Annotated in this window: 21 protein-coding genes and 1 riboswitch; of the genes, 14 read left to right on the forward strand and 7 right to left on the reverse strand. The window is 43.9% G+C overall.

The features are described from left to right. Positions 1–4 precede the first annotated feature (4 nt). From QUA54_RS11520 to QUA54_RS11555, 8 genes are all read left to right on the forward strand, one after another. The gene (locus tag QUA54_RS11520) at positions 5–1,429 is read left to right on the forward strand and encodes a response regulator (protein ID WP_333414742.1); all 1,425 of its coding nucleotides are present in this window, start codon (positions 5–7) and stop codon (positions 1,427–1,429) included. Positions 1,430–1,739: 310 nt separating this feature from the next. Next, the gene (locus QUA54_RS11525; RefSeq protein ID WP_333414743.1) at positions 1,740–2,132 is read left to right on the forward strand and encodes a response regulator; all 393 of its coding nucleotides are present in this window, start codon (positions 1,740–1,742) and stop codon (positions 2,130–2,132) included. Continuing rightward, positions 2,129–4,699, forward strand: a complete 2,571-nt coding sequence (locus QUA54_RS11530) for a response regulator (RefSeq protein WP_333414744.1) — start codon at positions 2,129–2,131, stop codon at positions 4,697–4,699. Before QUA54_RS11525 ends, QUA54_RS11530 begins: the two co-directional genes overlap by 4 nt. Beyond that, positions 4,674–6,332: an adenylate/guanylate cyclase domain-containing protein gene (locus QUA54_RS11535; protein WP_333414745.1), complete on the forward strand. Its 1,659-nt coding sequence runs from the start codon at positions 4,674–4,676 to the stop codon at positions 6,330–6,332. Before QUA54_RS11530 ends, QUA54_RS11535 begins: the two co-directional genes overlap by 26 nt. A 68-nt stretch (positions 6,333–6,400) precedes the next feature. After that, the gene (locus tag QUA54_RS11540; RefSeq protein ID WP_333414746.1) at positions 6,401–6,916 is read left to right on the forward strand and encodes a DUF1499 domain-containing protein; all 516 of its coding nucleotides are present in this window, start codon (positions 6,401–6,403) and stop codon (positions 6,914–6,916) included. A 467-nt stretch (positions 6,917–7,383) separates the two neighbouring features. Next, positions 7,384–8,238, forward strand: coding sequence for a DUF2382 domain-containing protein (locus QUA54_RS11545; RefSeq protein ID WP_333414747.1), 855 nt, complete (start codon positions 7,384–7,386; stop codon positions 8,236–8,238). Positions 8,239–8,451: 213 nt separating this feature from the next. Further along, a complete protein-coding gene (locus QUA54_RS11550; RefSeq protein ID WP_333414748.1) occupies positions 8,452–9,348 on the forward strand; it encodes a PRC-barrel domain-containing protein in 897 nt (298 codons plus the stop codon). A 291-nt stretch (positions 9,349–9,639) separates the two neighbouring features. Next, positions 9,640–10,125, forward strand: coding sequence for a glutathione peroxidase (locus QUA54_RS11555; RefSeq protein WP_333196892.1), 486 nt, complete (start codon positions 9,640–9,642; stop codon positions 10,123–10,125). 54 nt (positions 10,126–10,179) lie between these two features. Here the strand turns inward: QUA54_RS11555 and QUA54_RS11560 are convergent, their stop codons facing one another. Then, complete coding sequence (locus tag QUA54_RS11560; RefSeq protein WP_333414749.1) at positions 10,180–10,407, reverse strand: hypothetical protein; 228 nt, start codon at positions 10,405–10,407, stop codon at positions 10,180–10,182. Positions 10,408–10,613: 206 nt separating this feature from the next. Between QUA54_RS11560 and QUA54_RS11565 the strand changes: the two genes are divergently transcribed. After that, positions 10,614–11,075: a VOC family protein gene (locus QUA54_RS11565; RefSeq protein ID WP_333196896.1), complete on the forward strand. Its 462-nt coding sequence runs from the start codon at positions 10,614–10,616 to the stop codon at positions 11,073–11,075. A 93-nt stretch (positions 11,076–11,168) separates the two neighbouring features. Here QUA54_RS11565 and QUA54_RS11570 read toward each other — a convergent pair whose 3' ends face one another. From QUA54_RS11570 to QUA54_RS11585, 4 genes are all read right to left on the reverse strand, one after another. Then, positions 11,169–13,754: a PAS domain S-box protein gene (locus QUA54_RS11570; protein WP_333414750.1), complete on the reverse strand. Its 2,586-nt coding sequence runs from the start codon at positions 13,752–13,754 to the stop codon at positions 11,169–11,171. A gap of 130 nt (positions 13,755–13,884) precedes the next feature. Further along, positions 13,885–14,160, reverse strand: a complete 276-nt coding sequence (locus QUA54_RS11575; RefSeq protein WP_333414751.1) for a hypothetical protein — start codon at positions 14,158–14,160, stop codon at positions 13,885–13,887. A 497-nt stretch (positions 14,161–14,657) separates the two neighbouring features. Then, a complete protein-coding gene (locus QUA54_RS11580; RefSeq protein ID WP_333414752.1) occupies positions 14,658–16,796 on the reverse strand; it encodes an ATP-binding protein in 2,139 nt (712 codons plus the stop codon). A 150-nt stretch (positions 16,797–16,946) separates the two neighbouring features. Then, positions 16,947–17,291: a slr1659 superfamily regulator gene (locus QUA54_RS11585; protein ID WP_333186913.1), complete on the reverse strand. Its 345-nt coding sequence runs from the start codon at positions 17,289–17,291 to the stop codon at positions 16,947–16,949. A gap of 442 nt (positions 17,292–17,733) precedes the next feature. On the opposite strand from QUA54_RS11585, the gene cynS reads away from it, so the two are divergent. The 3 genes from cynS (at position 17,734) to QUA54_RS11600 (ending at position 20,589) form a co-directional block, all read left to right on the forward strand. Continuing rightward, a complete protein-coding gene (gene cynS, locus QUA54_RS11590; RefSeq protein ID WP_172185231.1) occupies positions 17,734–18,177 on the forward strand; it encodes a cyanase in 444 nt (147 codons plus the stop codon). Between the two features lie 375 nt (positions 18,178–18,552). Continuing rightward, positions 18,553–19,935 (forward strand): ATP-dependent protease ATP-binding subunit ClpX, encoded by a 1,383-nt coding sequence (gene clpX, locus QUA54_RS11595; RefSeq protein ID WP_333186910.1) that lies wholly within the window; start codon positions 18,553–18,555, stop codon positions 19,933–19,935. A 66-nt stretch (positions 19,936–20,001) separates the two neighbouring features. Further along, positions 20,002–20,589 carry a type IV pilin-like G/H family protein gene (locus tag QUA54_RS11600; protein WP_333149016.1) on the forward strand — a complete coding sequence of 196 codons (588 nt, stop codon included), beginning with the start codon at positions 20,002–20,004 and terminating at the stop codon, positions 20,587–20,589. Here QUA54_RS11600 and QUA54_RS11605 read toward each other — a convergent pair. Together QUA54_RS11605 and QUA54_RS11610 are read right to left on the reverse strand one after the other, a co-directional pair. After that, a complete protein-coding gene (locus QUA54_RS11605) occupies positions 20,581–21,855 on the reverse strand; it encodes a serine/threonine-protein kinase (RefSeq protein WP_333368625.1) in 1,275 nt (424 codons plus the stop codon). The two genes, QUA54_RS11600 and QUA54_RS11605, sit on opposite strands and share 9 nt — an antisense overlap. Positions 21,856–21,942: 87 nt before the next feature. Beyond that, complete coding sequence (locus QUA54_RS11610; RefSeq protein WP_333414753.1) at positions 21,943–23,949, reverse strand: serine/threonine-protein kinase; 2,007 nt, start codon at positions 23,947–23,949, stop codon at positions 21,943–21,945. A 134-nt stretch (positions 23,950–24,083) separates the two neighbouring features. Next, positions 24,084–24,230: riboswitch (cobalamin riboswitch) on the forward strand. 22 nt (positions 24,231–24,252) lie between these two features. Between QUA54_RS11610 and QUA54_RS11615 the strand changes: the two genes are divergently transcribed. Beyond that, positions 24,253–24,663: a DUF1636 domain-containing protein gene (locus QUA54_RS11615; RefSeq protein WP_333414754.1), complete on the forward strand. Its 411-nt coding sequence runs from the start codon at positions 24,253–24,255 to the stop codon at positions 24,661–24,663. 189 nt (positions 24,664–24,852) lie between these two features. After that, entirely contained in the window at positions 24,853–25,887 is a 1,035-nt protein-coding gene (cobW, locus tag QUA54_RS11620) for a cobalamin biosynthesis protein CobW (protein ID WP_333414755.1), read from the forward strand. Positions 25,888–25,909 lie beyond the last annotated feature (22 nt).

Raw genomic sequence — 25,909 nt, forward strand, 5'->3', positions numbered from 1 at the left:
CCCGATGACTTCTACTTTACCGAACACCAATCGAGCTAATATTTTAGTAGTGGACGACACTCCAGAAAACCTGCGGCTGCTGACAGGAATTTTGAGCGAAAAAGGCTATCAAGTTCGCCCGGTTCCCAACGGCAAGCTAGCATTGTCTGCAGCCCAAAAAATACCCCCTGATATAGTGCTGCTGGATATTATGATGCCGGAGATGGACGGTTATGAAGTTTGTCAGCAGCTCAAAGATTCTGAAGTCACAAAAGACGTTCCGGTGATTTTCATCAGTGCAATTAACGACGTGATGGATAAAGTTAAAGCTTTTGGCGTTGGCGGAGTAGACTTTATTACTAAACCGTTTCAGGTTGAAGAAGTTTTAGCGCGAATAGAAACTCATTTAAAAATTTGTTCGCTGCAACAAACTTTGCAAGAAAAAAATCAAGATTTAGCAACTGCGATCCACCAACTGCAAGCCACCCAAGAGCATTTGGTTCAGTCGGAAAAAATGGCAGCCCTGGGACAACTGATTGCCGGCATTGCCCATGAAATCAATACTCCACTGGGCATTATAGGTTCGTCTATTAATAATATAGCTAATTTTGGAGACGAGTTTTTAGAAAAAATGCCTCAAATTTTTCAAAACCTTTCTGAAGAAAGCCAAGCTTATTTTTTAACTTTGCTGTATAGATCTACCCATCAAGAAACTTTATTTACCAGCAAAGAGAAGCGGAAATTCAAGCAGAAGTTGACGGGGGTTCTGATGGCAGAATCTGTTGAAAACCCGGAAGACATTGCCGATACTTTAGTTGACATGGAAATCTACGAAAACATAGAAAACTTGTTGCCACTTTTTAAATTGCCGGATTGGGAAGTAGTTTTAAATACTGCTTACCAGTTTGCTAGCTTTAAAAAAAGTATTAGCTTGATCCAAAGAGCGACAGCGAAGTCTGGCAAAGTAGTATTTGCCTTGAAAACCTACGCTCATTTCGATAGCAAACAAGAAAAAGTCCAGGCGAACTTGCACGACGGCATTGAAACTGTGTTAACGCTTTATCAAAATCAACTTAAACACGGTATAGAAGTAGTTAAAAATTATGGAGATTTACCCAAAATTATGTGCTATCCAGATGACTTAAATCAAGTTTGGACCAATCTCGTTCACAATGCCCTGCAAGCAATGGATTATAAAGGTATTTTGACAATTGAAACTCAGCAGGAAGAGGCAAATATTTTCCTCAAATTTACTGATAACGGCAAAGGCATTCCCCCAGAAGTTATTCCCAAAGTTTTTCAGCCATTTTTTACGACTAAATCTGCGGGCGAAGGTAGCGGTTTGGGATTGGATATTGTGAGAAAAATTGTTGAAAAACACGAAGGCACAATTGCTGTAGCTTCTGTACCGGGGCAGACAACTTTTACAGTATCGCTGCCTATCTATTAAACAAAAATTATCTGTAGGGGTCTGATTCCCGGTGAAACTCGTTGCTGTCTCCCTGACAAAGACAAGATTTAGGGCGATAAACCGAGTTTCTGTTCGGAAGTCCTATTAAAATAATACCACTTTTAAAAAAATGTAACTCTAGGCAAGTTCCCAACCCTTATGAAATTAGTCGTTCCGCATCTCAAACCTCAAATCTCAAATCTCAAATGGTATAAGATAGGGGACATATCTCGTGCATCCTCGTCAGAAATCAATAATGTAGAAGCAAGTCATGTCGGTAAACCACTAAAATTAAAGCAGAGAGGAAAAGATGAATAAGCCTGTAATTCTTTGCGTTGACGATGAACCAGATATCTTGAATACTCTCAAGATGCAGCTAAAAAATGAATTTAAAAATGATTACTTTTATGAATTAGCGGAAAGCGGTGATGAAGCTTTAGATTTACTTGAGGATTTTCAAGAAGAAGCTCAGGTAATTGTGGTTGTTTCTGATTGGCTGATGCCCGGAATCAAAGGTGACGAACTTTTAATTAAAGTTCACCAAAAATATCCTAAAATTATTAAGGTGATGTTGACGGGACAAGCTGATGCAGCGGCACTTCAGCGGGCAGTAGAAGAAGCCGATTTATACTGTTGTTTGTACAAGCCGTGGCAAAGCAAAGACTTAATAAAGATTATAAAATCTGGGCTGGCTAAGTTATGAAAAAACCTGTGATTGTTTGTATTGATGATGAACCTGATGTTTTGAACAGTTTAAAGATTGAACTAAAAAAGGCGATCGGCGATCGGTGTATTATTGAAACGGCTGAAGGGGGCGCTGATGCTTTAGAGTTGCTCGCAGATTTGCAGGCGGATGAATACGAGATTGCTTTGGTGCTTTCCGATTATATCATGCCGGATATTAAAGGGGACGAACTGCTGCGAAAAATCCACGAAAACTCGCCGGAGACGCTGACGATTATGCTGACCGGGCAAGCTGATTTGGAAGCTTTGAGCAATGCTATCAAGTATGCTAAATTGTACCGTTATATCCCTAAACCTTGGCAAAATGAGGACTTAAAATTAACGGTAGTAGAAGCAGTTCACAGTTACTTGCAAGACCAAAAGTTAACAGATGAAATCCTGAAACGGCAAGAAGTAAACGAGGAGTTAAAGCTAGTAAATGAGGCCCTGTCTGCGAGTGAAAGCCGCCTGAGGCAATTTTTAGAAGCTTTGCCCGTGGGGGTATCTGTTTATAATCCCGATGGCTCGATCGCCTATTTCAACCAGACAGCGGGGGAATTGCTGGGTGCAGACACTATCTCGGAAAGCACTGCGGAACAATTAGCTGCAACTTATCAACTTTATGTTGCCAATACTGATGAGCTTTACCCGCCGGATAATCTGCCAATTTTGCGCGCACTGAAAGGAGAATTTGTCAAGGTTGACGATGTAGAAATCCGTCAAGATGGAAAAATAATTGCGATCGAGATCAATACCACGCCGATTTTTGACGCTAGCGGAAATGTTGCTTATGCGATCGCAGCTTTTCAAGATATTAGCGATCGCAAACAAGCCGAAAAAATACTAGCAGATTACCAGCGCACCTTAGAAGCTCAAATTGACGAACGCACAGAACAACTGCAACAAGCCGCATTAGCTGCTGAAGCAGCAAACACAGCTAAAAGCACGTTTCTTGCCAATATGAGCCACGAGTTGCGCACCCCTCTCAATTCCATACTCGGCTTTGCGCAAATCATGGAGCCCAGCCCGAATCTTACTCTGGAAAACCGAGAAAATATGAGAATTATTCGCCGTAGTGGCGAACACTTGCTGACCTTGATTAATGAAGTCTTAGACTTGTCAAAAATCGAAGCGGGGCGGATGACGATCGACCCGAAAATTTTCGATCTCTACCGCTTGCTTGACGATTTGCAAGATATGTTTCAACTGCGGGCCCAAAATCAAGAATTGCAGTTGCTTTTCCAGCGCGCTCCTGACGTTCCCCAGTACGTACGAACCGATGATACTAAACTGCGGCAAGTGCTGATTAATCTTCTCAGTAATGCGATTCATTTTACGCAATCAGGCGAAATTATTTTAAAAGTTACAAAGTTAGAGAATTCGGAATTTATTAATTTATTAGAAACTCCCATAGCTTGCTTTGACACCACAATAAGTATTCGGGATTTTTCGAGAACTCGCAGTAATTTTGAAACAGTTGATTTGAAGGAAGAGGCTGAGGATTTAACAGTTCCGGGTTTTTTCCTTCAGTTTAAAATAGAAGATACAGGAGTTGGCATTGCTCCGGAAGAACTGGACAATATTTTTAAGGCATTTGTGCAAACAGCTTCCGGTCAAAAAAATCATAAAGGCACGGGTTTAGGATTAAATATAAGCCGTCAATTTGTCCGCCTGATGGGAGGAGAAATCGTCGTAGAGAGTCAACTGGAACTCGGCACTACTTTTAAATTTGAAATTCCAGTCGATGCGGTTTATGATGCTGATATTCCAGCCCTGCAAATTAACCGCGAAGTTACTGGGTTGGAACCTAATCAACCGTGCTACCGGATTTTAATTGTGGACGATCGCGAAGACAACCGCCAACTTTTAGTCAAAATGCTTTCTCCCTTGGGTTTCGGGCTGCAACAAGCAACCAACGGCCGCGAAGCAATAGAAATGTGGGAAAATTGGCACCCGCACTTAATTTTGATGGATGTGCGAATGCCAGTGATGGACGGCTACGAAGCTACTAAAAAAATTAAGGCGAGTATACAGCAGAGAGAGCAAGAGCAGCAAAAAAATGGGGAAATGAATATTTCCGATCCTGAATCCCCAATTCCCAAGATTATTGCTTTGACAGCTAGTACAATTGAAGGAAGGCGATCGTTTGCTTTATTGGTCGGCTGCGACGATTTTATTAGCAAACCTTTCTGCAAAAAAGATATATTTGATACCCTCAACAAGCATTTGGGGGTGAAGTATGTCTACTCTAACTCAACGGACTTTATCTCAACAGGCGATCGAAATAATCTATCTGCTTCCCCCTCTAATGCTGAGCTTGCTTGTTTGCCCAAACTTCCCGCAGAATGGATAAACAACATTAAGCAGGTAATCCGCAGTGCTGATTTTGACTTAATTTCCAGGACAATCGAGGGAATAAGGGATGCTCATCCTGAATTTGCCGAAATCCTCCAGGGTCATCTCGATAATTTTGATTACCAGAAAATTTTCAATGTAATTACCGAGACGGAGGAATCAGATAATGCAGATCGAGGCGGAACAAACTGAAAACTATCAAGCAGATATTTTAGTAGTTGACGATACGCCAGATAATCTGCGTTTGTTGATTAGAATTCTGCAAAAAAACGGCTATAAAGTTCGACCTGTTACTAATGGTTTTTCTGCCCTAGATGCGATTGAATCTAGCGCACCAGATTTGATTTTACTAGATATTATGATGCCGGATATTGACGGCTACGAACTCTGTCAAAAACTGAAATCAGACCCGCAATATAGGGAAATTCCGATCATTTTTCTCAGCGCGCTAGAAGAAGGAATAAATAAGGCAAAAGCTTTTGAAGTCGGCGGAGCAGATTATATCACAAAACCTTTTCAGGTGAAAGAAGTATTGGCGCGAGTGAGCAATCAACTTACTGTGCGTTTATTGCAAATGCAATTGCAAGAAAAAAATCAAAAATTGACCGATCAAAACTTCCAGTTGCACCAGGAAATCGCTGAGCGCCGCCAGGTTGAAATGGAAACGAGATTGCTGCTGAAGGCTACTCAAGCTATTAGCAAATCTGAGGATTTTGAGTCTGCTATAGATGTGATTTTAGGTTTAATTTGCCAAACTATTGAATGGAATCTGGGCGAAGCTTGGATTCCTTGCAGTGACGGCTTTTTAAAATGCGCTACAGGCAGGTACATCAGCGACTTGAGTTTTGCCGAATTCCGACAAAAAAGTTGGCAGTTAATTTTTGCTCCCGGTGTGGGACTCCCGGGGAGGATTTGGCAGTCGCAGCAGTGTGAATGGATCGAGGATGTTTCTACTGCACCGGAACAAGTTTTTTTGCGATCGGAAATCGCGGTGAATGTGGGATTAAAAGCGGCTTTTGGAGTGCCGATTTTGGCGGACAACCAAGTGTTAGCTATTTTGATTTTTTATCGCGAGAAAGTTCTGAAAGGTCAGCCGCGGTTGTTGGAATTAGTGAGCGCGGTTGCTACGCAGCTCGGTTCGCTGATTCAGCGGAAACAAGCTGAGGCAGCGCTGAAATTGCAGCAAGAGCAAACAGAGAAATTGCTGCTGAATATTTTACCGAAACCTATTGCCGAGCGCTTGCAAAAAGAGCGAAAGTTGATAGCAGATCATTTTGATGAGGTGAGCGTATTGTTTGCTGATTTGGTGGGTTTTACAGAGTTTTCTTCTCACAAAAGTCCGACCCAGTTGGTAGAAATTTTGAACGGAATTTTCTCGGAATTCGATCGGTTGTCGGAGTTGCACGGGTTGGAAAAGATTAAGACTATTGGGGATGCTTATATGGTGGTTGGGGGTTTGCCGACGCCGCGGGAAGATCACTCTGAGGCGATCGCACTTTTAGCTTTGGAGATGCAGGCAGCTTTGAGGAGGTTTAATGTCAAAATGGGAGAAAATTTTCAATTGCGGATCGGAATTCACAGCGGTTCGGTGGTGGCGGGAATTATTGGGATTAGCAAATTTAGCTATGATTTATGGGGGGATACTGTTAATGTTGCTTCGCGGATGGAGTCGAACGGATTGCCTGGTAAAATTCAAGTGACGGTGCAGACTTACGAGCGTTTGAAAGAGCAGTTTGTTTTTGAAGAACGGGGTCATATCCCGGTTAAAGGTAAAGGAAGAATCCTGACTTACTGGTTGATTGAAGCACAAAGTAAATTTTTGTGATTTTTAGAGGTTAATTTCAATTAATATCTAAATTAAATTAAATTTGCACTTTCAGGAGGGCTAATCCTTTGCAAACAGTTGAAACAAAATCGCCGACAGCATTGAAAAGAGTCTTAGTTATTTTAATGTCATTGCTAGCAGTAGCGGTACTGTCGATCGCTACTTTTATCGCTATACCCGGAGAAAAAACAATGTTTGCTGGAAAAAGACCTGCCAATATCGGGATTGTGTCAGGAAAACTTGCAGCGTGCCCGAGTTCCCCCAACTGCGTCAGCAGCTTCAGTCAAGATGCGGAACACAAAATTGAGCCTTTGGCATACACTTCGTCCCCTGCTGAAGCGATGGCCAAGCTCAAAGGGGCGATCGAGTCTTTGGGAAAAACTAAAATTATCACGGCAACGGATAATTACCTATATGCGGAGTTCACCAGTGCTTTGATGGGGTTTGTTGATGACGTTGAATTTTTGGTAGATGATGCAGCAAAAGTCATCCACGTGCGATCGGCTTCGCGTCTGGGAGAGTCAGATTTAGGAGTTAACCGCAAAAGGATAGAAACTATCAGAACTCAACTAAATCACCTCTGAACTTCAAATTTCTAGCTTTCCCGAAGCCCCTCTCCTGCAAGATGAGGGGCTTTGATTTTTGTAGCTCACTATGTAATGTTCATTTGTAACCATCTACTTAACAATTATTAACAGTAGCAGCTCGCGATAAGGACACCCCATTGCTATGTTCCTACAGATGCTCGCGCACCATCTATATGTAGCACTACTTGTCAGAATTGGTATAAGAAACCTGTTTTCTGCGTCAGTCCTGTTTAATGTAAATTAATGTAAACTCGTGTAATGCTGAGTTTGCCAACAGCCACTATTTGCATCTAGAGGAATTTACAATCTTTAAAATAGCTGAGCGCGCTAGCACAGAAAAAGAGATGCCGTAGTATTCCTATAGTATTAAAGGCACTAAATTATACACTTCTGACTTTAGGGAGAGGGAACTGAACGAATTAATTTCTACTATTAATTTAAGTAGAGCAAAGAGGAAAAAAAACATGGCACTTCAAAGATTAGCAGAATTTTATCCTAATTATCAGGAAGAAATCTTTGCGGGAGACGACATCAAGGGATTTGATGTTTATGCTGGCGACTCTGATGAAAAAGTAGGCACCGTTTATGACGCTTTGGTTGATGACACGGGTCGTTTCCGCTATCTGGTAATTGATACCGGTATTTGGATTTTTGGCAAAAAAGTATTGCTGCCAATCGGCTCTGCTCGCTTCGACTACGGAGCCCGTCGCGTGTACGCAACAGGCCTTCGGAGCAAAGCTCAAGCAGAACAATTGCCGGCTTACAATGAATTAGAAGCAGTAGATTACGATCGCGAAGAACAGGTAAGAGGCGTTTACCGCAATCAAGATACTACCGCTGCAAGCACTGCAACTCCTGCTAGCTACGATCGCAGCAGCTACAGCTACGATATCGACCGCCCCCTCTACGAAACCAACGAACAGCAGCACCAAAATCTCAAGCTTTATGAAGAACGCTTGATTGCTAACAAACACCGCGCAAAGACAGGCGAAGTAGCAGTTGGCAAGCGCGTAGAAACTGAAACAGCGCGAGCTTCAGTACCCATTGAAAAAGAACGAGTGGTAATCGAGCGAGTAACGCCCGTAGAAGCGGGTCGAGTAGTTTCAGTCGGTGACGCTGACTTCCAATCAGGGGAAGTTGCACGCATGGAAGTTTACGAAGAAACCGCCGACATTCACAAGGAAGCTTTCGTGCGGGAAGAAGTCAACGTCAGAAAAGAAGTGGTTCGCAGCACGGTTGAGGGCGAAGAAACCTTGCGTCGTGAAGAATTAGACGTTAAGAGCGACGGAACTGCGGTTGTAGATAATAAAGATATCTAAACCAACCGCAACAGGTATTGCATAGGAATTGCGCATGAATCACATAATTCTGGCACTGCGCAGGTGAGATTTGTGGCATCGCGCAATTCCTATAGAACGGGGCGGGTGAAGTACAAAAATTGTCTGGTTTTGGCAAACTTTATGCACTTTTCCCGCCTCGATCAATTCCTAAGAGAAATCCCCAAGCAGAAAAGTTTCAGGAAATTTTAAAAAATGAACGGTCAAGCCTCAGCAGAAAAGATAGCAACTGCAAAATCAATTGCCCGTCTCAACCGGGTTCCGGAAAAAGTCAGAACTAAGCTAAAAAGTTTTACAGTCAAAGACAACCAAGGTCACTTGGTAGGCAAAGTTAAAGATGTCTATTTTGATCCTAACGGTCAGTTGAACTTTGTGGTGGCAGGGCTAGGCAGCGAAAATACGCGCACTTTTTTACTAAGTATTAAGCTGCTAAAAAAAGTAGATTATCACCAAAAAGCGCTGTTTGTAAGTATTAATTCGGATCAAGTCGATCTGCTGCAGCCTGCATCGGCAAATGGCGGACGCGAGTCTTTAGAAAATGCCTCAGAATCGCATAATGAATTTAACAACAGCGAGTTAACGAATCCCTCAACAGTTATGTCGAATCTAACAGATGCCGATGATCGCACAGATGAAAATGTGGAGACCGCTGAGGATGAGGAAAACTTGGATATTGTCGATCGAGAAGTAATTCGCCTGCTAGAAGAACGATTGGTGATCAATCGCAGCAAGCGCAAAGTCGGCGAAGTCATCGTGCGCAAAGAAATTGAAACTCGGATGGTACAAGTGCCTATCCAGTGGGAAAAGCTGATTGTCGAACAAGTCGGCGACGATCCGAAGGTGTTGGCAGAAATAGATTTGGGCGAGGGAAGCATCACCGGTATAGATTTGACGGAGATTAAGAGCGATCGCCAGGAACCGACAGTTAAGGCTGAATTTACCTCTGTGCAGAAAGCTAGCAAAATCTTAAATTCGATCGCCTCTCAACCCCGCCACGGTTGCGTCAAAGTCCGCCTAGAACTCGTTCTGGAAGACAAGCAACTTGAGGATACTTACCAAAAATGGATGACGGAACACCACTCAGAGAGTTAAACTATTCGTCCTTTTCGGTGTGGATTTTAGCTATTAGCGAGAAACTTAAATCTCATAGCGGATTGTGGCGATCGTTTCTGCGGACAAATTTTTCCCGCATCTACTAAGATCGTGTTCGGTAAATTAACCGTTATTTTGGTAGGGGCGGGTTCACCAATATCTATAATATTAAGCCCGAGATCCGTAAACTCGGTCCGGTCGGGATATTTAAATTTTTAGCGATCGGCATCTAGACAAAATTGTACCCAATTGCGGTAAAATTATGCTGGTCAAATTTAAAAGTATTTGAAAATGCCCAGCACAATCTCCGATATTCAAGTAAAAACGATCGCAGGCGCAGACAAGCAGCTAGGAGAGTACGCTGGCAAGGTACTCTTGATAGTTAACGTAGCTTCCCAATGTGGCTATACACCTCAATACAAAGGACTCGAAGAATTGAGCCAGAAGTACGGCGCGGCTGGACTCCGCGTTTTAGGATTTCCCTGCAACGACTTCGGAGCTCAAGAACCCGGAAGTAATTCAGAAATAGTCAATTTCTGTACTACAAAATACGGTGTCAGCTTTGAATTATTTGACAAAGTACGCGCGATCGGCAGTCAGCAGCATCCGCTGTACGCCAAGCTTACGAGTGCAGTCGAACCCAAGGGTGAGGTTTCCTGGAATTTTGAGAAATTCTTAGTTAGCAAAGAGGGTGAAGTGGTTGCCAGATTCCGCAGCAGCGTGGGCCCAGATTCGCCAGAATTGATCGCTGCGATCGATCGAGAATTGGCAAAATAAGAAGTTAGGCGACGAAGCAGTCTATAGGATTTAACGGATTTAACGGATGGATGTTTAGGGAAGAGGGAAGAACTTAAGATGCTTCTTTTCTAAGTTGAGAGCTTCTTTTTTTCTTCTCTTCCCCATTGTTTGGAAGCACTCAGCAATTAACAAATACCCATGATGGGATTGAATTGGAGAACGGTTTAATTTAATGGAAAATACATCGGGATTAGATTTAGTTGTGGGTTTACTTGCCTTCGCAATTCTTGCAGGCGGGTTGGCAATGCTATTTGTAGGCATGGCATCGTTCCCTAAAGAAAAATAACCAGAATTGATATTATGTCCGATCGCACGCCCTTAATAAAAGTGTTTGTAGTGAGGAGTGAAGTCCTCATAGAAATCAGAGGAATGAAGTCCTAACTACCAACTTAAAACGGTTATTTTCCCGGACACGATCTGAATAAATATAACAGCATTCAATTTTAACACATTCGCAATTGACTATCATGCAAACTACCGAAAATACCGTCAAAATTGTCCTGGCGCCGGGGAACTTGCGGCGCGTTCACCATATCGCTTTAAACGTGCGCGACATGAAAGCTTCCCGCTACTTCTACGGTACAATTCTCGGTTTGCACGAACTCACAGGTGCAGAAATCCCCGCAACTTTAACAGAAATGGTAGCCGCTGGTAAAGTCGCTAATTTCGTCACCCCAGACGGCACTGTGATTGACCTATTTTGGCAGCCAGACTTGGAACCGCCAAACCCTGACCCGGAGAAGGCTTTTACTCGCGCCAACCACTTAGCCTTCGATATCGAGCCGGATTTGTTCGATCGCGCTCTGGAAGTGCTAAAGTCAAATCAAATTGCGATCGACAGCGGCCCCGTCACTCGCGCTACAGGACGCGGCATTTACTTTTACGATCCTGATGGATTTATCATTGAAATCCGTTGTGATGCAGTTTAAACAGTCGCTATCGGGCTGGCGGTGAGCCGTGCGCACCATACATTTACTATTTCGATCGGGGTGCTCCGCGCGCACCCGAGGTTTTGAGTAGTTTTATTTTCCGTCTTTGCTAATAGATTGCTTCGGCCAAGTAAACCGAAAAGTTGCTCCTTGACCTTCGGCAGATTCTAGGGAAATAGTACCCCCTTGACCTTCGACAATTTTCTTCACCAGCGACAAACCAATGCCAGTATTTTCAACTTTATCCCGAGCTTCCAAGGTCTGAAAAATTACAAAAACTTTATCGTGATATTCAGGAGCAATCCCGGGCCCGTCATCCTCTACAGAAAACTCGTAAAAATCATCTAACTCTTTAACCGATATTTTTACGTTACCCGATTCACATCGATTGTGCTTGATGGCGTTGCTAATTAAATTAGAAAAAACCTGCTGTAACGGCAATTTTTCGGTCACAAAAGTTGGCATTCCCGGTGCAATTTTAATCTCAAATCCAGGCGGCGGTGCCAACGAATCAATAATTTCTGCTAATAACTTTTCAACTTGTACATTTTCTGAAGACACTTGAATGCGTCCGACGCGGGAATATTGCAGCAGTCCCTCAATCAAACCTTCCATGCGGTGAACTCTGCCGCGCAGCAGGTTCATTTGGTGCAGAGTATCCTCTGTCATCGACTCGCTGAGGTCTTCTTCTATCCAACTGCTGAGATTTGCGATCGCCCTCAGCGGCGCTTTCAAATCGTGAGAAACTACATAAGCAAACTGGTCTAATTCTTGATTCCGCTTTCTCAAAACATTCGTCGTTTTAGCCAGCATCTGCGCCGTCCAAGTCAATTCTTCAGCGCGCAACCGCAACGATTCCTCAGCTTGTTTGCGTTCCCTAATATCTTCTACCACACCCATCAGAAATGGACTGCCATCTTGTTCTCGCAGCACCGAAACCGTTAAGTTTGCCCATACCAACTCTCCATCTTTGCGGACGTAGCGCTTTTCCATACCATAATGTTCAACTTCTCCTGCTAACAATTGGCGCAAAATTTCCAGTTCGCTTGCCAAATCCTCCGGCCAAGTAATCTCCTGAAATCTTTTTTCCATCAATTCTTGGCGGGTGTAGCCCAAAATCTCGCAAAGTTTTTGATTGACTAACAGAAATTTGCCTTCCACAGTCTTTTGGGCCATGCCGACTGCCGCCTGCTCAAAAGTAGCGCGAAACCGCTGCGCGCTTTGGGCTAAAGCAATTTCTGAGCGCTTGCGATCGCTAATATCGTTGCTGATTTCCAAAATAGCCACTGGTTTATCTCGATCGTCGCGCTGCAAAGTCCACCGGCTAGCCACCGTTATTTTTGTGCCGTCTGCCTTGGTGCGTACCAGTTCCCCTTGCCAAGAACCCCGCTCGAAAAACACTTTTTGAATTGCCTCAAAAGGTTGCGTCCATTCTGTTTGCAAAAGCTCGTGAATATTTTTTCCTACTGCTTGCGACTTCCGCCACCCGTAGAGCCACTTCGCTCCCAAATTCCAATAAGAAATCGCGCCGTTCAAGTCGAGCACCGCGATCGTATCGTTCGCCAAATCCAGCATTTGCGCTTGCTTGCGCAGAGTTTCCTCAGCTTCTTTCCTTCTTCTGGCATCGCGGCAAATCGCAATAAACAACTGTTGATTTGCCAGACGCATTTCGCTGACAGCCAACTCCATCGGAAACTTAGTTCCGTCGCTGCGAAGTCCAACTGTTTCTTGCTGGTAAGTCTTCAGCTTAGTATCGGGATTTAACACAAAATATTCGATCGAATAATCCCCCGCGCTGCTGTCCGGCTCCGGTTGAGCTATCAGCCGCCGCAGGTTCGAGCCAATTATGCGATCGGCTTTCTCCCCAAAAATTTTTTCTGCTGCCCTATTAAAAGACTCAATATTTCCCTGTGCGTCCAAAGTAATAATACCGTCAGCCGCATTGTCTACCACAGCTTGAATGCGACTTTTACTTTCTTCCAAGCCAGCTTGCCGCTTCCTCAGTTCCTTTTCTAAACTATCAAATAAATACCAAGAAGCCCCTGCACCCAAACAGCCGAAAACCAAACCAGCTAATTGCACGAAATTAATGCAATCTATCAACTCCCGTATTTGCCCCTCTAAAGATTTCTGGTAGGCTTCGCGCGCATCAGCAAACGCATTAATTTTTTCGCGCAGTCGATCCATCTTCAATTTACCTTGAACGAACACCTGAATTGTTTCCGGCGACTGCACCCTTGTTGCCGAACTGTCGAGCTTATTCAAAGTGTTTTGCAAGAAATTTATTTGCTGTTCGGTACTTTGTTTAATTTCTGCAAATCGCTGAGCTTGCAGTTGATTGTCTCGAACCATAACCTCGAGTTTAGCCAGCAGCAGAGGCAAACTCTTCTTTGCTTCTAAGTAGGGTGATATAAATTCGCGGCGCTTTGTCAACCCGTAACCCCGAATGCCCGTTTCTGCATCCACCACGATTGTTAACAAGCGGTTAGTTTCTTCAAGTATTTCCTTATTAATATTTGCTCGCTTTCTTATCTGTAGGCTGCTATCCCGGAGCCCTGCAATTGTTATCAGCGAAGCAAACAGACAAATCACGGGAATAGTAACGATGACTGTTCCCCGCTGGCGAATTGGTCGGTCTGTCCATACAAATTGGACGCAGCGATCGAGCAAATACTTCACGGATGTTGAAGGAGAAAGTTTGCTCGCAGTATATCGTTTTTTGGCAATTTAAGCTAGGGATAAGTTCGTTTTTTTTGTTTGGCGATCGCTGGGGACTAACCGTGGAAACTAGATTAGACCCCTGCTATACCTACCTGCTGAGAGTAACAGCAGATTTTTTTGAACGGTTTTTAAACGGATACAAGGAGAAGGAAATGCCTTTTTTCGGCAGCGAGACAGCAGGAGAACCTGAAACGAGCCTTTGTGCTTTACCTTCGTTTTCGCCTTCGGCTTTTGCTGTCAAACTAGAGTCTGTTTCGCAAGCGTTCTGAACATTTGTAACTACAGTAGTCCACCTGCCTGTAGCGGGATCGCGATAACAAGTGAAAGGATTTATTTTTAGCGGTTGACTGCAAGGTTTAATCATGTAGATGCACTCCTTTGATTCTCAGAACTTGCGCACTGCTTTCAGCAGCAGTGCTATCTCGCCAGTAGAAACAGCAGTATGAAGGCAAAAAGCAGAATTGTGTTTCTGTGCCCAGAGACCTTTGATAATTCCTGATTTCGTGTTAACTTTTGCCTTCTACTGGTTGCCGACCATAGCATTACTTTTACCAAATTGCCTTTCTGCAAGCAACCCCTCACCCCCTTAATCAGGTTGAGGTGCGACTTGTGAATGCAGCGAGGCGCGAGATCCTGCCTGCGGGACAACTTGGGGATAATACAGGTATTCTAGGCTGGGAAAAAATGTTACTGTGTGATCGGCAACAGACTTCGATCGCGATCTGTGTCACAATTAAAAAGGGAATTGGTAATTGGTAATGGCGAATTGATAATGAGGGAATTAGTAATCGGAAATTATTCCATCTCTTCCTTTCCTTAAATACGTCAAATCCCGTACACAATCCGTTTTATAACTTCATTCTAAGTAATATTAACTTTTGCCTTTAATTGAACAGTAAAAGTAGAGCCAACACCAAAGTGGCTCTCAACAGTGATATCGCCGCCCATCATCTGGCAAAACAACCGACTAATGGCTAATCCTAACCCGGTGCCGCCGTACTTGCGAGTAGTCGAAGCATCCCCTTGAATAAAAGGTTGAAACAAACCATGCTGCTGTTCTGCCGACATCCCAATCCCCGTATCGGATACCTGCAAATAAACCGAATCGCTGCCGCCTGCTGATTCGCGACTCGCGCTCAACAGCACGGTTCCACCTTCGGTAAACTTCAGGGCATTCGAGAGCAAATTGAACAGAATTTGCCGGACTTTTGTTAAATCTGCATACATCACTCCCAAATTGGGAGAGCAAGAAACTTGCAATTCATTGTGATTTTTTTCGACCAAAGGGTGCAAAGTTGCAACGACTTCTTCTATTAAATTGCCGAGGTCAAAATTTTCTAAGTAAAGCTCCATCCGACCCGCTTCTATCTTAGAAAGGTCGAGAATATCGTTAATTAAAGTCAGCAAGTGTTTGCCGGCGTTATAAATTTTTTGGGTATCCGGAAGTATCTCTTCGAGTCCCGATTCCAGTGCTTCTTCTTGTAGCATTTCGCTGTAACCGATAATCGCGTTGAGCGGCGTCCGTAGCTCGTGGCTCATATTGGCTAAAAAAGTGCTTTTAGCTCTCGAAGCTGCTTCAGCTTTGTGTAACGCTTCTTGCAAAGCTATTTCGGTTCTTTTGCGCTCGGCAATTTCGATGCGGAGCAGTTTATTGGCGGCGGTGAGTTGAGCGGTACGCTGATCGACGGTCATTTCTAGCTGCGCTTTGGCTTTGGAGAGTGCTTCCTGAGCCCGCTGGCGCTCAAATCCTTCGATCGCCAGCGCTACCAAATTTGCCAAAGAATCGGCGAATGTGCGCTCCTCCAGAGCCCACTGGCGGGGGGCGCCGATATGTTCGAGAGAGAGGATACCGACGATCTGACCGCCGAGCCTAATTGCTACATTTAAGATGGATGAATTTGGCTTGCTGGCATCTGGCAGCACAGCGGAAGGTTCGGCTACCGAAGATAAGTGGGAGAAATTTGTTTTTAGAGAGTTTTGAGTCTTTGGCACAGGTTCTAAAGGTTTGTCCGATCGCACATTTTCGCCCGGTGCGTCGCCTTCAACATCTAAAGTTGAAAATTTTAAATCGCTTGCCGATATGGACTGGTGGCTCAAATGATTCTCGCGGGTGCGATCGTACAAGTCCAGACAAACTAATTTGAGGTTGGGGATTGTAACTTTAGAACGATTGACCGACTCGTTTTCCTCTGGGGCGGCAGTCTCTGTATCGGTTGATTCTGTTTGGTTGTGGGCGAGCGCTCTCTCGGTAAAACTTAGCTGAGGATCGATCGGGTAGCGAGTTCCAAATCTTCCAGGGTTGTAAAGCCAGACGCTGACTTTTTCCACATCCAAAGTGCGGGCGGCAGCCTCAGTAATTTCGCGAATTCCCACATTCAGCGCACCGCTGTTGAGAGTCCTCTGCCGACCTAGCTGCAACAAAGCCAAACTCTGGCGGCGGAGCCGCTTTTCGCTCTCTTGGAGAGTTTGTTCTGCTTCTTTGCGCTGGGTGAGGTCGTACAAGGCGCACAATGCCGTCTGCTGACCGTTAAACAGCAGCGGCTCAACCGAGATCATCACCCAGAAAGGGGTGCCGTCTGACTTTTTGCAGTGCAGTTCGTAGTTTTGGAGGTGTCCGTCTTTAGCAATTGCCTCAAGTACCTTTGGGCGATCGCTGGGGTTGAAGTAAAAGTCGGGAGTCCTGCTGCCGATCAATTTTTCTAGGGGTAGGTTCAGGAGAGAAGCCAATTGAGGGTTTGCATACAGAATTAAGCCGTCACAGAGGCGAGAAACCAATACCGGAACGGGAGTTGCCGAGGCGATCGTCCGAAACTGCTCTTCGCTTGAACGCAGTGCCAACTCAGCTTTGCTCAGCAAGTGAGCTTCCATCGTATCCGAATGTTCGGTGGTAGTCTCCAGCATAATTTCTAGGTCAGTCTTTTCGCGCTTCAAGTTTTCAAGTTCTGCACTCAGCCGCTGAACGTCAAAAAGTAGCTGTTCTGTCGATGGTTCTTCCTGCATAGCAATTGAAAATTGGTAATTTTTAGTTTATTTTGAATTTTTTTACGGTTTTGTGCTAGCTTAACTATGACTTATTCCCATTAACTTCAGCCACCCTCATCCTGGTTCCCGGACTTAGCTTGGGGTTCATCTTTTTTACCTTTTTCTATACTATTCCAATTCTAAGTGCAAGGAAGGCATCAGCCGTTGCAAGTTCTTCAGGGATTTTTTCTGCCAGGGGATCTGTTTAGAGCCTTTTATGGCGATTTGAATATTTTTTTGCTGGCGCACTTTGATAATAAATTTTGAGACAATATTAATTCCCGAACTATTTAAAAATTCTAGCTTTCGCAAGTCTAGAGTAACAGTGTTTGGCGAGGATTCAGCCACTTCGTTGAGCAGATCGACGATCGGCGCGTATTCTTCCACCTGGCTGAGTCGGAATGAGCCGCTGCAGGTCACTGTTTGGGTATCGCCATCGTAGCTGAGCGTGTAATCTTTGGTCTTAATCTCCATACTTTTCTCGGTTGTGGGTTGTTAGCGGTAAAGGGGCTTTGGGTGCGGGAGCGAGGATTGAGCTTCAGGCTAGCACGATAAGAATTCGGCCGTTTGCCGAATGCCTTTGCTGGTGTAACTTGTAATACATATACTGCTAACTGTAGCATTGCCACAGGGCAGTTATGAGTTATTTTGGGATTTATCAGTTGTGATACCAGTTGGAAAAAAGAATGCAACTGTTGACGAGATCTCTACCCTGGTAGTCATTAGTCATTGCCAATGATTCAATGATTCAATTATTCAATCGAAAATTGTAGGAGTTGTGGGGCTGTAGGAAACCAGCTTTTGCTGAAGTTCCGAGTTATCAATTCAGTTCTTTTTCTCAATTTAGTATTGACAAATTTACCAAAATGTGAGACAAATTTCACATCTAACCCAGCAGTGAGTAGGAGAAAATTTAATGGCAATTTCACAAATTACAGAAAAGCTTTTGGCTGCTAAAAAAGCTAAGGGAATTAGTTTTGCTGATTTGGAAAAACTTTTGGGGCGCGACGAAGTTTGGATTGCCGCGGTTATTTACCGTCAAGCAACCACATCTGAAGATGAAGCAGAGAAAATTGTCTCGGCTTTGGGACTAGATGGCGAGACGGCTGCGGTTCTTTGTGAACCTCCGTTAAAAGGTTCTTTGGAGGCCTCGGTTCCGGTCGATCCTCTGATTTATCGTTTCTATGAAATTATGCAGGTTTACGGGATGCCGCTCAAAGCAGTGATACAGGAAAAATTTGGTGACGGGATTATGAGCGCGATCGACTTTACATTGGATGTCGAGAAAGAAGCAGACCCAAAAGGCGATCGAGTGAAAATAATTATGTCGGGAAAATTTTTGGCATACAAAAAATGGTAAGCCAGTCTTGCTTTACCTTCAAGTGAAAATTAAAAAATCAAAATTTGGTCGAATGACTAATGACTAATGACTAATGACTAATGACTAAGGCCTCAAAAGTGTTAACTTAGAAATAGAGATCGCGAAGCTTGACTCCGCCAAAAAAACGGAGACAAGCCCCCGACTTAAGTCGTGCAGAGCCCCAAATTTTAGACCATAGTTCAGCTCCAAAATTCATCTGTGGAGTAAATCTAAAATCTAAAATCTAAAATCTAAAATCGACTGACTGGCTTGGGTGTCCGATCGGGAAACCTTTCTAGGGCAGAGCTAAGGTCGATCCCGCGGCAACTTCTCCAGTAGAAACAAGCAACCGCAACCGTAAAGTAAGAGGCAAATATGTCAAAATATGACTCCCATCTGAGATGCTCCTTTTGCGGCAAGTCGCAAGAGTACGTCCGCAAGTTAATAGCTGGGCCCGGGGTCTACATTTGCGATGAATGCGTGGAACTGTGCAATGAAATTTTAGAGGAGGAGTTCTTTGACTCCAGTAAAACAATTGGTCAACAGATTCCCCAATCAGAGGTGCGAGAGTCTCAGGGACAAGGAACGCGGCGTCCGGGTCGATCGAATAAATCGAAAATTGTTTTAGGTCAAATTCCGAAACCGACAGAAATCAAGCAGCATTTAGACAACCACGTCATCGGCCAGCATTCAGCAAAAAAAGTCCTTTCTGTAGCAGTTTACAACCACTACAAGCGCTTGAGCGTTGACCAAGCTAAAGATAGCGACAAGTCTTCTCCTGACAGCGATGTAGAACTGCAAAAATCCAACATCCTGCTAGTCGGGCCGACAGGTTGTGGCAAAACTTTGTTAGCGCAAAGTTTGGCGCAAATGCTGGAAGTCCCGTTTGCGGTAGCCGATGCGACGACGCTGACAGAAGCTGGATATGTCGGCGACGATGTAGAAAATATTTTGCTGCGGCTGTTGCAAATGTCGGATTTTGATGTCGAATCGGCGCAGCGCGGCATTATTTATATTGATGAAATTGACAAGATTGCTCGCAAAAGCGAAAATACTTCGATTACTAGGGATGTATCAGGAGAAGGAGTGCAGCAAGCGCTGCTAAAAATGTTGGAAGGAACAGTGGTTAACGTGCCCCCGCAAGGAGGCCGCAAACATCCTTACCAAGATTTTATTCAAGTTGACACGAGCAAAATTCTATTTATTTGCGGCGGTGCTTTTGTCGGTTTGGAAAAAATAGTTGAACAGCGTTTGGGTAAAAAATCCTTGGGCTTTATTCAGCCAACAGAAAGCGACAGCAACTCAACTTTGCCGGCTAAGGATAAGCGGGCTGCTGATATTTTGCAGCAGGTACAGCCTGACGATTTAGTCAAGTTTGGTTTGATTCCTGAGTTTGTCGGGCGGATTCCGGTGGTGACGGTGATTTCGCCGCTGGATGAAGCAGCTTTGATGCAGATATTGACCGAGCCCCGGAATGCGCTGGTGAAGCAGTATCAAAAGCTGTTGAAGATGGACAGCGTGGAATTGGAATTCCAGCCGGAAGCGCTGCGGGCGATCGCCCAAGAAGCCTACCGCCGCAAAACCGGCGCGAGAGCTCTCCGCAGCATTTTAGAGGAGTTAATGCTGGATGTCATGTACGAGTTGCCTTCTCGCAAGGATGTGGCTAACTGTATGATTACTCCTGAAATGGTCGAGAAGCGATCGACTGCGGAATTGCTGTGGCATCCCGCATGGCACAAACAACACGAAACTGCATAATTTGTAATCTGTAGGGTGTGCGGCGCGCACTCTACAGACTTAGCAAGATTTTAGGGCACTAAAAAAATGTCAGCAGATATAGATAAAAAAAGTAAAACATACAGCGTTTCACTATCCAGTTTGCTGGTACGGACTGTAATTTACAGCGGTTTTATGGCTGGTATACTAGCATCTTTTTACAATTTCAAACTCAATACTATTGTCATCTCAAGTAGTCCGAAATCTCCGGCACTACAAGCAGATCTGGCTTCGATCAATAAAGCGCAGGAAGATTACTATGCAAAAAATAACAAATTTAGTGATTCCCTGGAAGGGTTGGCTATACAAGGTCTCAGCAAAGCTCAATATTATTACCACATTGACTCATTATTAATAAACCCAGTTCAAACGTTGGAGAATAAGCGCGAACCAGCACAATTTGAAAGCGCGATCGCATTTTCTAAAAAGCTGGATTCCGTTCGCCAAAAAGACTACAGTCCAGTATATATAGGAGCAGTATTTGCTTTCAAAAAAGATGTTAGCAATCAACTAATAACTATTTCGGCAATCTGCGAAAGCGAGCCGGAAAAGGAGGTGGATCAATTCAATCTGATACAGCCAACTTTTGACGGCACAGAAATTCACTGCCCGCCCGGTACAAATATTTTAAGGTAATACCTTTAAACTATTTTGTGTCATTCTTTGATTGTCTAAATAAAATTCAAACTTCCAATTCCCAGGCTTGTCATCCTTTGTAAAATTGTACCCGCACCAAGTATTTAGTCTATCTGCCGTTGTTCTTAAATGAGATCGACCGTCGGCTGCCAATTTTCCTTGAGAGTCAAATACGCGACAAGTACCGTAATATTCTCCCGGTGAAAAGTTAGTAACACTGACAGCAAAATAGACTTTATGTGTTTTTTTTAAAGACACAAAATCTATAATTTTATCCGATTTTAGTTCGCTAGTTAACATCACTTGAGTCACAGGTTTTAACTTCGGTTTGCTGGTTTCTGGTTGGGATTTAACTACTTGTTGAGGTTCCTGAGATTTCAAAATAAATGGGAGTAAAATAGCAGCACTTGCTGTCAACAATCCGACTGATATCAGTGCAAGTTTTGATTTTTTAGGCGGGCGAACTACATTGAGGGGAATCAAAGCGTTGAGGGCCGCATCTGCGGAAGCATAGCGGTGTTTAAAATTTGGTTCCACCATTTTTTGCAGCCAGTCAAGAAATTCTGGAGTTAGCTGCGGTAAACGATGTTTAAAATTAATCCGCCCCGTCTCATCCATCAAGCTGCCAATTTCGGTAGAATTGATGCCGATTAGCAAGCAAATTAGCGTGGCGCCGAGACTGTATAAATCCGATGCGACTGTTAGCTGGCGGTTGAACATTTGTTCGGGCGGCATAAAGCCCAAGGTACCTTTGACAACGCTGCTGGCGGCTACTTCTCCCCCACCGATTCTAGCAAATCCGAAATCGACCAGGCTGACATTCATCCTGTCATCAACTAAGATATTTTCGGGTTTTAAATCTCTGTGAATAACAGGCGGCACCCGATTTTGCAGGTATTTGAGTATTTCTAACACAGAAATAGCAATTTGCTTAGTTTTTTGCGGTGTTTGCTGGCGGGAATTTGCGAGAGAATTAGCATTTTTGTATTCCTGCACCATGCAGAAACCCGATGCAGTTTGGAAAGAATCTAAATAACGGGGAATGTTGGGGTTATCGAGTTCTCGCAAAATCTGAATTTCTTTTTCATAAGCTTGATATTCGGTCCAATTAGCACCTGTCTGGGCAAATTGAAATTGTTTGACAACAACGGAACGTTTTGTATTAATTTCAGTAGCGAGATAGGTAACTCTACCGCCCGCGCGGTTGTGTCCGAGTTCGCGAGTTACTTGATAGCCGTAGTTGGAAAAATCAGGGAAATCATTCATAGGTTCGTAATGATAAATTCTGTCACAAAAAGGTTTTTAGTAAGGACTTTAGTCCTCAATAACTGAGTAAAACAAGCGAGCAATTGTTTAAGGTTTAATTAAACTTGCTTGTAATTTGCGATACTTAGCAAGGATTCTATTTGGTTTAAAAACACTCATCTCAAGTAATGGAATACCAGTGACAGCTAAAGAGGCGATTATAGCTCCTCCTACAGCTACTATTTCCATTGGTTCAACCCATTCTCGTTGGGCGACAACGTTTAAAAACAGTCGAAATGCTACTACCAAGCTAGTACAAAATCCGGTCGTAAGAAAAGCTATTTTGTCATTATAAATGTTAATTATTCTTCTGAGGGTAGTCTGCTCGTCAATCCGATTATGAAAAATCCTATAAACTATCATGCAACACAAATAAACTATCATGCAACATAAATTGCTTAGGAAAATAAAAAATGCTGCATTGAAAGCCTCATCGAATATCATTGCCACGAAAGAAAACAATGCAAACAATGCAAATAATAAAAATTGCCCGATAATAGCAATAATCATAGCCAAATTCCTATTCATCATACTTCCAAGTGCAGCTCCACATAAACTAAAGAATATCAGCGCAATTACCATCCCTATCGAGGCAGCAATTGATAGAATTGTATTGTTCGATAGGGGTAAATTACGAATAACTTCAGTAACAACAGACAAAACGAAAAAATATAAAATTAATCCTATTAGCGATCCTAATACTCCTCCTACCCAAGTTTTTTTATTTCCATGTGATTCTGCTAAGAGTGTGATTTCAGCAACTGCAAATCCATAGACTAAGCTCATAATAATACCCAAAGCAATGTCATAGTTGCTGCCCATACTAAATAGAAAGCCGAATAACACCAACCAGCAGATCAAAATCAGGTTGCCCTTAGACAATAAAGTAGTTAGTTTTGGTATAGGAAGGAGAGCTGTTGTGACTTTAATTTTGAGTTGATAAGTGTCGGGTTCGGAATTTGTATGGAAGATTATATAGCGCTCATAAGCTTGACTTGCCAACAATTGTTTGGTATCAACTAGGATTTTGACATCAAAATTATTGCTCTCAAATTTCTGCGGCTCAAACGAGATCCAAGGGTGATCGTAAGGTGTATGCGGCGGATCATTCGGATGCGGCGCGACTTCCCATCTGCCACAAAGCATTGTATCGGGAATTGGGTTGCTAATTGCGATGGTTTGTGTTATTGTTTCTCCATATTCTGTAGCGGCAAATTCCAGCGTATCGCGCTCAATTCTCACTTTCGGCAAGCTGCTGACATCCAAAGATTCTAGTGCAGCTAAAGCATCAGCAGCCGACTGATATCTATCTTGAATTCTCGGCGCTACCATCCTTTCCAGCCAATTCATCCAACCTTGCTGCAACGGCGGTACTAAATGCCGAAAATGAATGCCATAATTAGCATCAATTAAATTACCAACATCCGCAGATTTTGTCCCAGTTAACAAACAAATCAGCGTTATCCCCAAGCCGTAAAGATCCGAGGCTTTGGTTAATTCTCGGTTGAACATTTGTTCCGGTGGCATGAATCCCATCGTGCCTTTGACGACGCTGCTGGCGGCGATGTTTCCGCCTCCCAAGCGTGCAAAACCGAAGTCTACTAGGTAAACATTTAAGTCTTCGTCTATTAACAAGTTTTCCGGTTTGATGTCGCGGTGAATTACGGGCGGTTTTTGCGATTGCAGGTAAGCTAAAATCTCTAAAGTGGCGATCGCAATTTGCTTGATATCCGGCGGCGCAAAAGTCCGCGCGACAGCAGATTCGGCATTTTTGTATTCTTGCACCATGCAGAAACCGCTGTCAGTTTGAAAAGAATCGAGATAGCGGGGAATGCCCGGAAAATCCAGATTTTGCAGCACTTTGATTTCCTGTTCGTAAGCTTCGTATTCTGCCCAGCTAGCACCTAACTGGGCAAATTGAAATTGCTTAATTACAACGGATTTTTTTGTGTTAATTTTTGTGGCAAGATAGGTGACGCGGCCGCCCAAACTGTTGTATCCGAGTTCGCGACTTATTTGATAGCCATGTTTGGAAAAGTCTGCAAAAGCGTTCATAGGTAATTACTATGGTTGGTAGTAAGGACTTTAGTCCTGAAGCCGTTATCTTATAAGGACTAAAGTCCTTACTACGAACGAAACGATCGCTCCTACAAACATAACTTTTTTGAAAAAAGGCGGCAAGTGTGATAGGATTTGATTTCGCGATCGGTTCTAGCGAGGAGCAGCCGCTAGAGGAAACGGGGAAAGTTCGGTGCAAGTCCGGCGCTGTCCCGCAACTGTAATGAAACTCTTGTGGTTTCTCAAGTCAGAATGCCCGCCGATATCTAACTCACTTTTGAACGCATCTGCGAGGTACGGATGATGGATGGAATTAACACGGCTGTACGCACCAAGCACAGTCTGTTTGTTTGCACTGCTTGCGCTAGTGTTTGGAAAAACGGCAAGCGCGAAGGTAAAAGCGGCGGTCAACAATTTATGGAAGATTTATCGAAACTCGCTAAAGATTGGGAGTTTTCTGATAAATTTGAGATTCAAGAAGTTGAGTGCATGAGTGCTTGCAGTCACTCTTGTGCGGTGTCATTTGCTGCTGTTGGAAAGTACACTTATCTATTTGGCGATTTACCAGCAAATGAGTCGGAAAGCGTCGAGGCGGTACTCGAATGCGCGGGTCAATACTATGCCAAACCGGACGGTTTTTTGCCTTGGTCTGAGCGTCCTCAAGCTCTGAAAAAAGGCGTTTTAGCAAAGATTCCACCACTACCAAATTAGATAGGTTTGTAGTAAGGACTTTAGTTTTTCCCTTTCGTTCCTAGGCTTTGCCTGGTAACGCATACGCAAAGGCTCTGCCTCGTATTAAAAGCGCTCCTTTATTCCAGCGAGGCAGAGCCTCTAGATCGGTATTCCCAGGCTCTGCTTGGGAACGAAATATCCCATCACCAAATAAGCACAAAATTATCAATGCACAAAATTCCTGTTACTGTCATCACTGGTTTTCTCGGTAGTGGCAAAACTACCTTAATTCGCCACTTATTGCAAAATAATCAAGGTCGCCGCATTGCTGTTCTGGTTAACGAATTTGGCGAAATCGGAATTGACGGAGAACTGCTGCGCGATTGCCAAGTTTGCGACGAAGAAGAAAATGTCAGCAGCAATATTGTAGAACTAACAAATGGTTGTCTTTGCTGCACTGTTCAAGAGGAGTTCTTGCCGACTATGCAGGAATTGTTGAAGCGCAGAGAACAAATTGATTGTATCTTAATTGAGACTTCTGGCCTCGCACTTCCTAAACCTTTAATTCAAGCTTTTCGCTGGCCGGAAATTCGCACGGGTGCTACTGTAGACGGTGTTGTTGCTGTTGTCGATTGCGAAGCTGTTGCTAGCGGTACTTTTGTCGGTGATATCGATGCTTTGATGGCACAGCGGCAGGCTGATTCTAGTTTAGATCACGAAACTCCGATCGAGGAATTGTTTGAAGACCAGTTAGCCTGTGCCGATATGGTACTTTTAACGAAGGTCGATCGCGTAGATGCGGAAACTCACAAGAAAGTCCAAAGCTGGTTGCAGCAAGAATTGCGTCCGAGTGTAAAAATTGTGCCCTGCAAAGGTGGCGACATTAACCCCGATGTGCTACTGGGATTTAATGCGGCGGTTGAGGATGATTTGGAGTCTCGCCCGAGTCACCACGATGCCGAGGAGGAACACGAACACGATGATGATATTAACTCGACTTTCTTTATTGCCGATCGCGAATTTGAACCTGAAGCTTTGGTGAAAAAACTGCAGTCCTTGATGCAGCAGGAGGAAATCTATCGGATTAAAGGGTTTGTGGCGGTTCCCAAGAAACCGATGAGGATGGTGTTGCAAGGTGTGGGTTCGCGGATAGAATATTTTTACGATCGCCCTTGGCAACCTTCCGAACTCCGCCAAACCAAATTAGTGCTGATCGGTCGAGAGTTAGAGCGCGATCGAATTGCAGCTATGATTAACAATTAATTGTCATCTCAGAGGGGCGGGT

Origin of the sequence: Microcoleus sp. MOSTC5 (genome assembly GCF_036701825.1) — a bacterium.
GTDB classification, from domain to species: domain Bacteria; phylum Cyanobacteriota; class Cyanobacteriia; order Cyanobacteriales; family Microcoleaceae; genus Microcoleus; species Microcoleus asticus.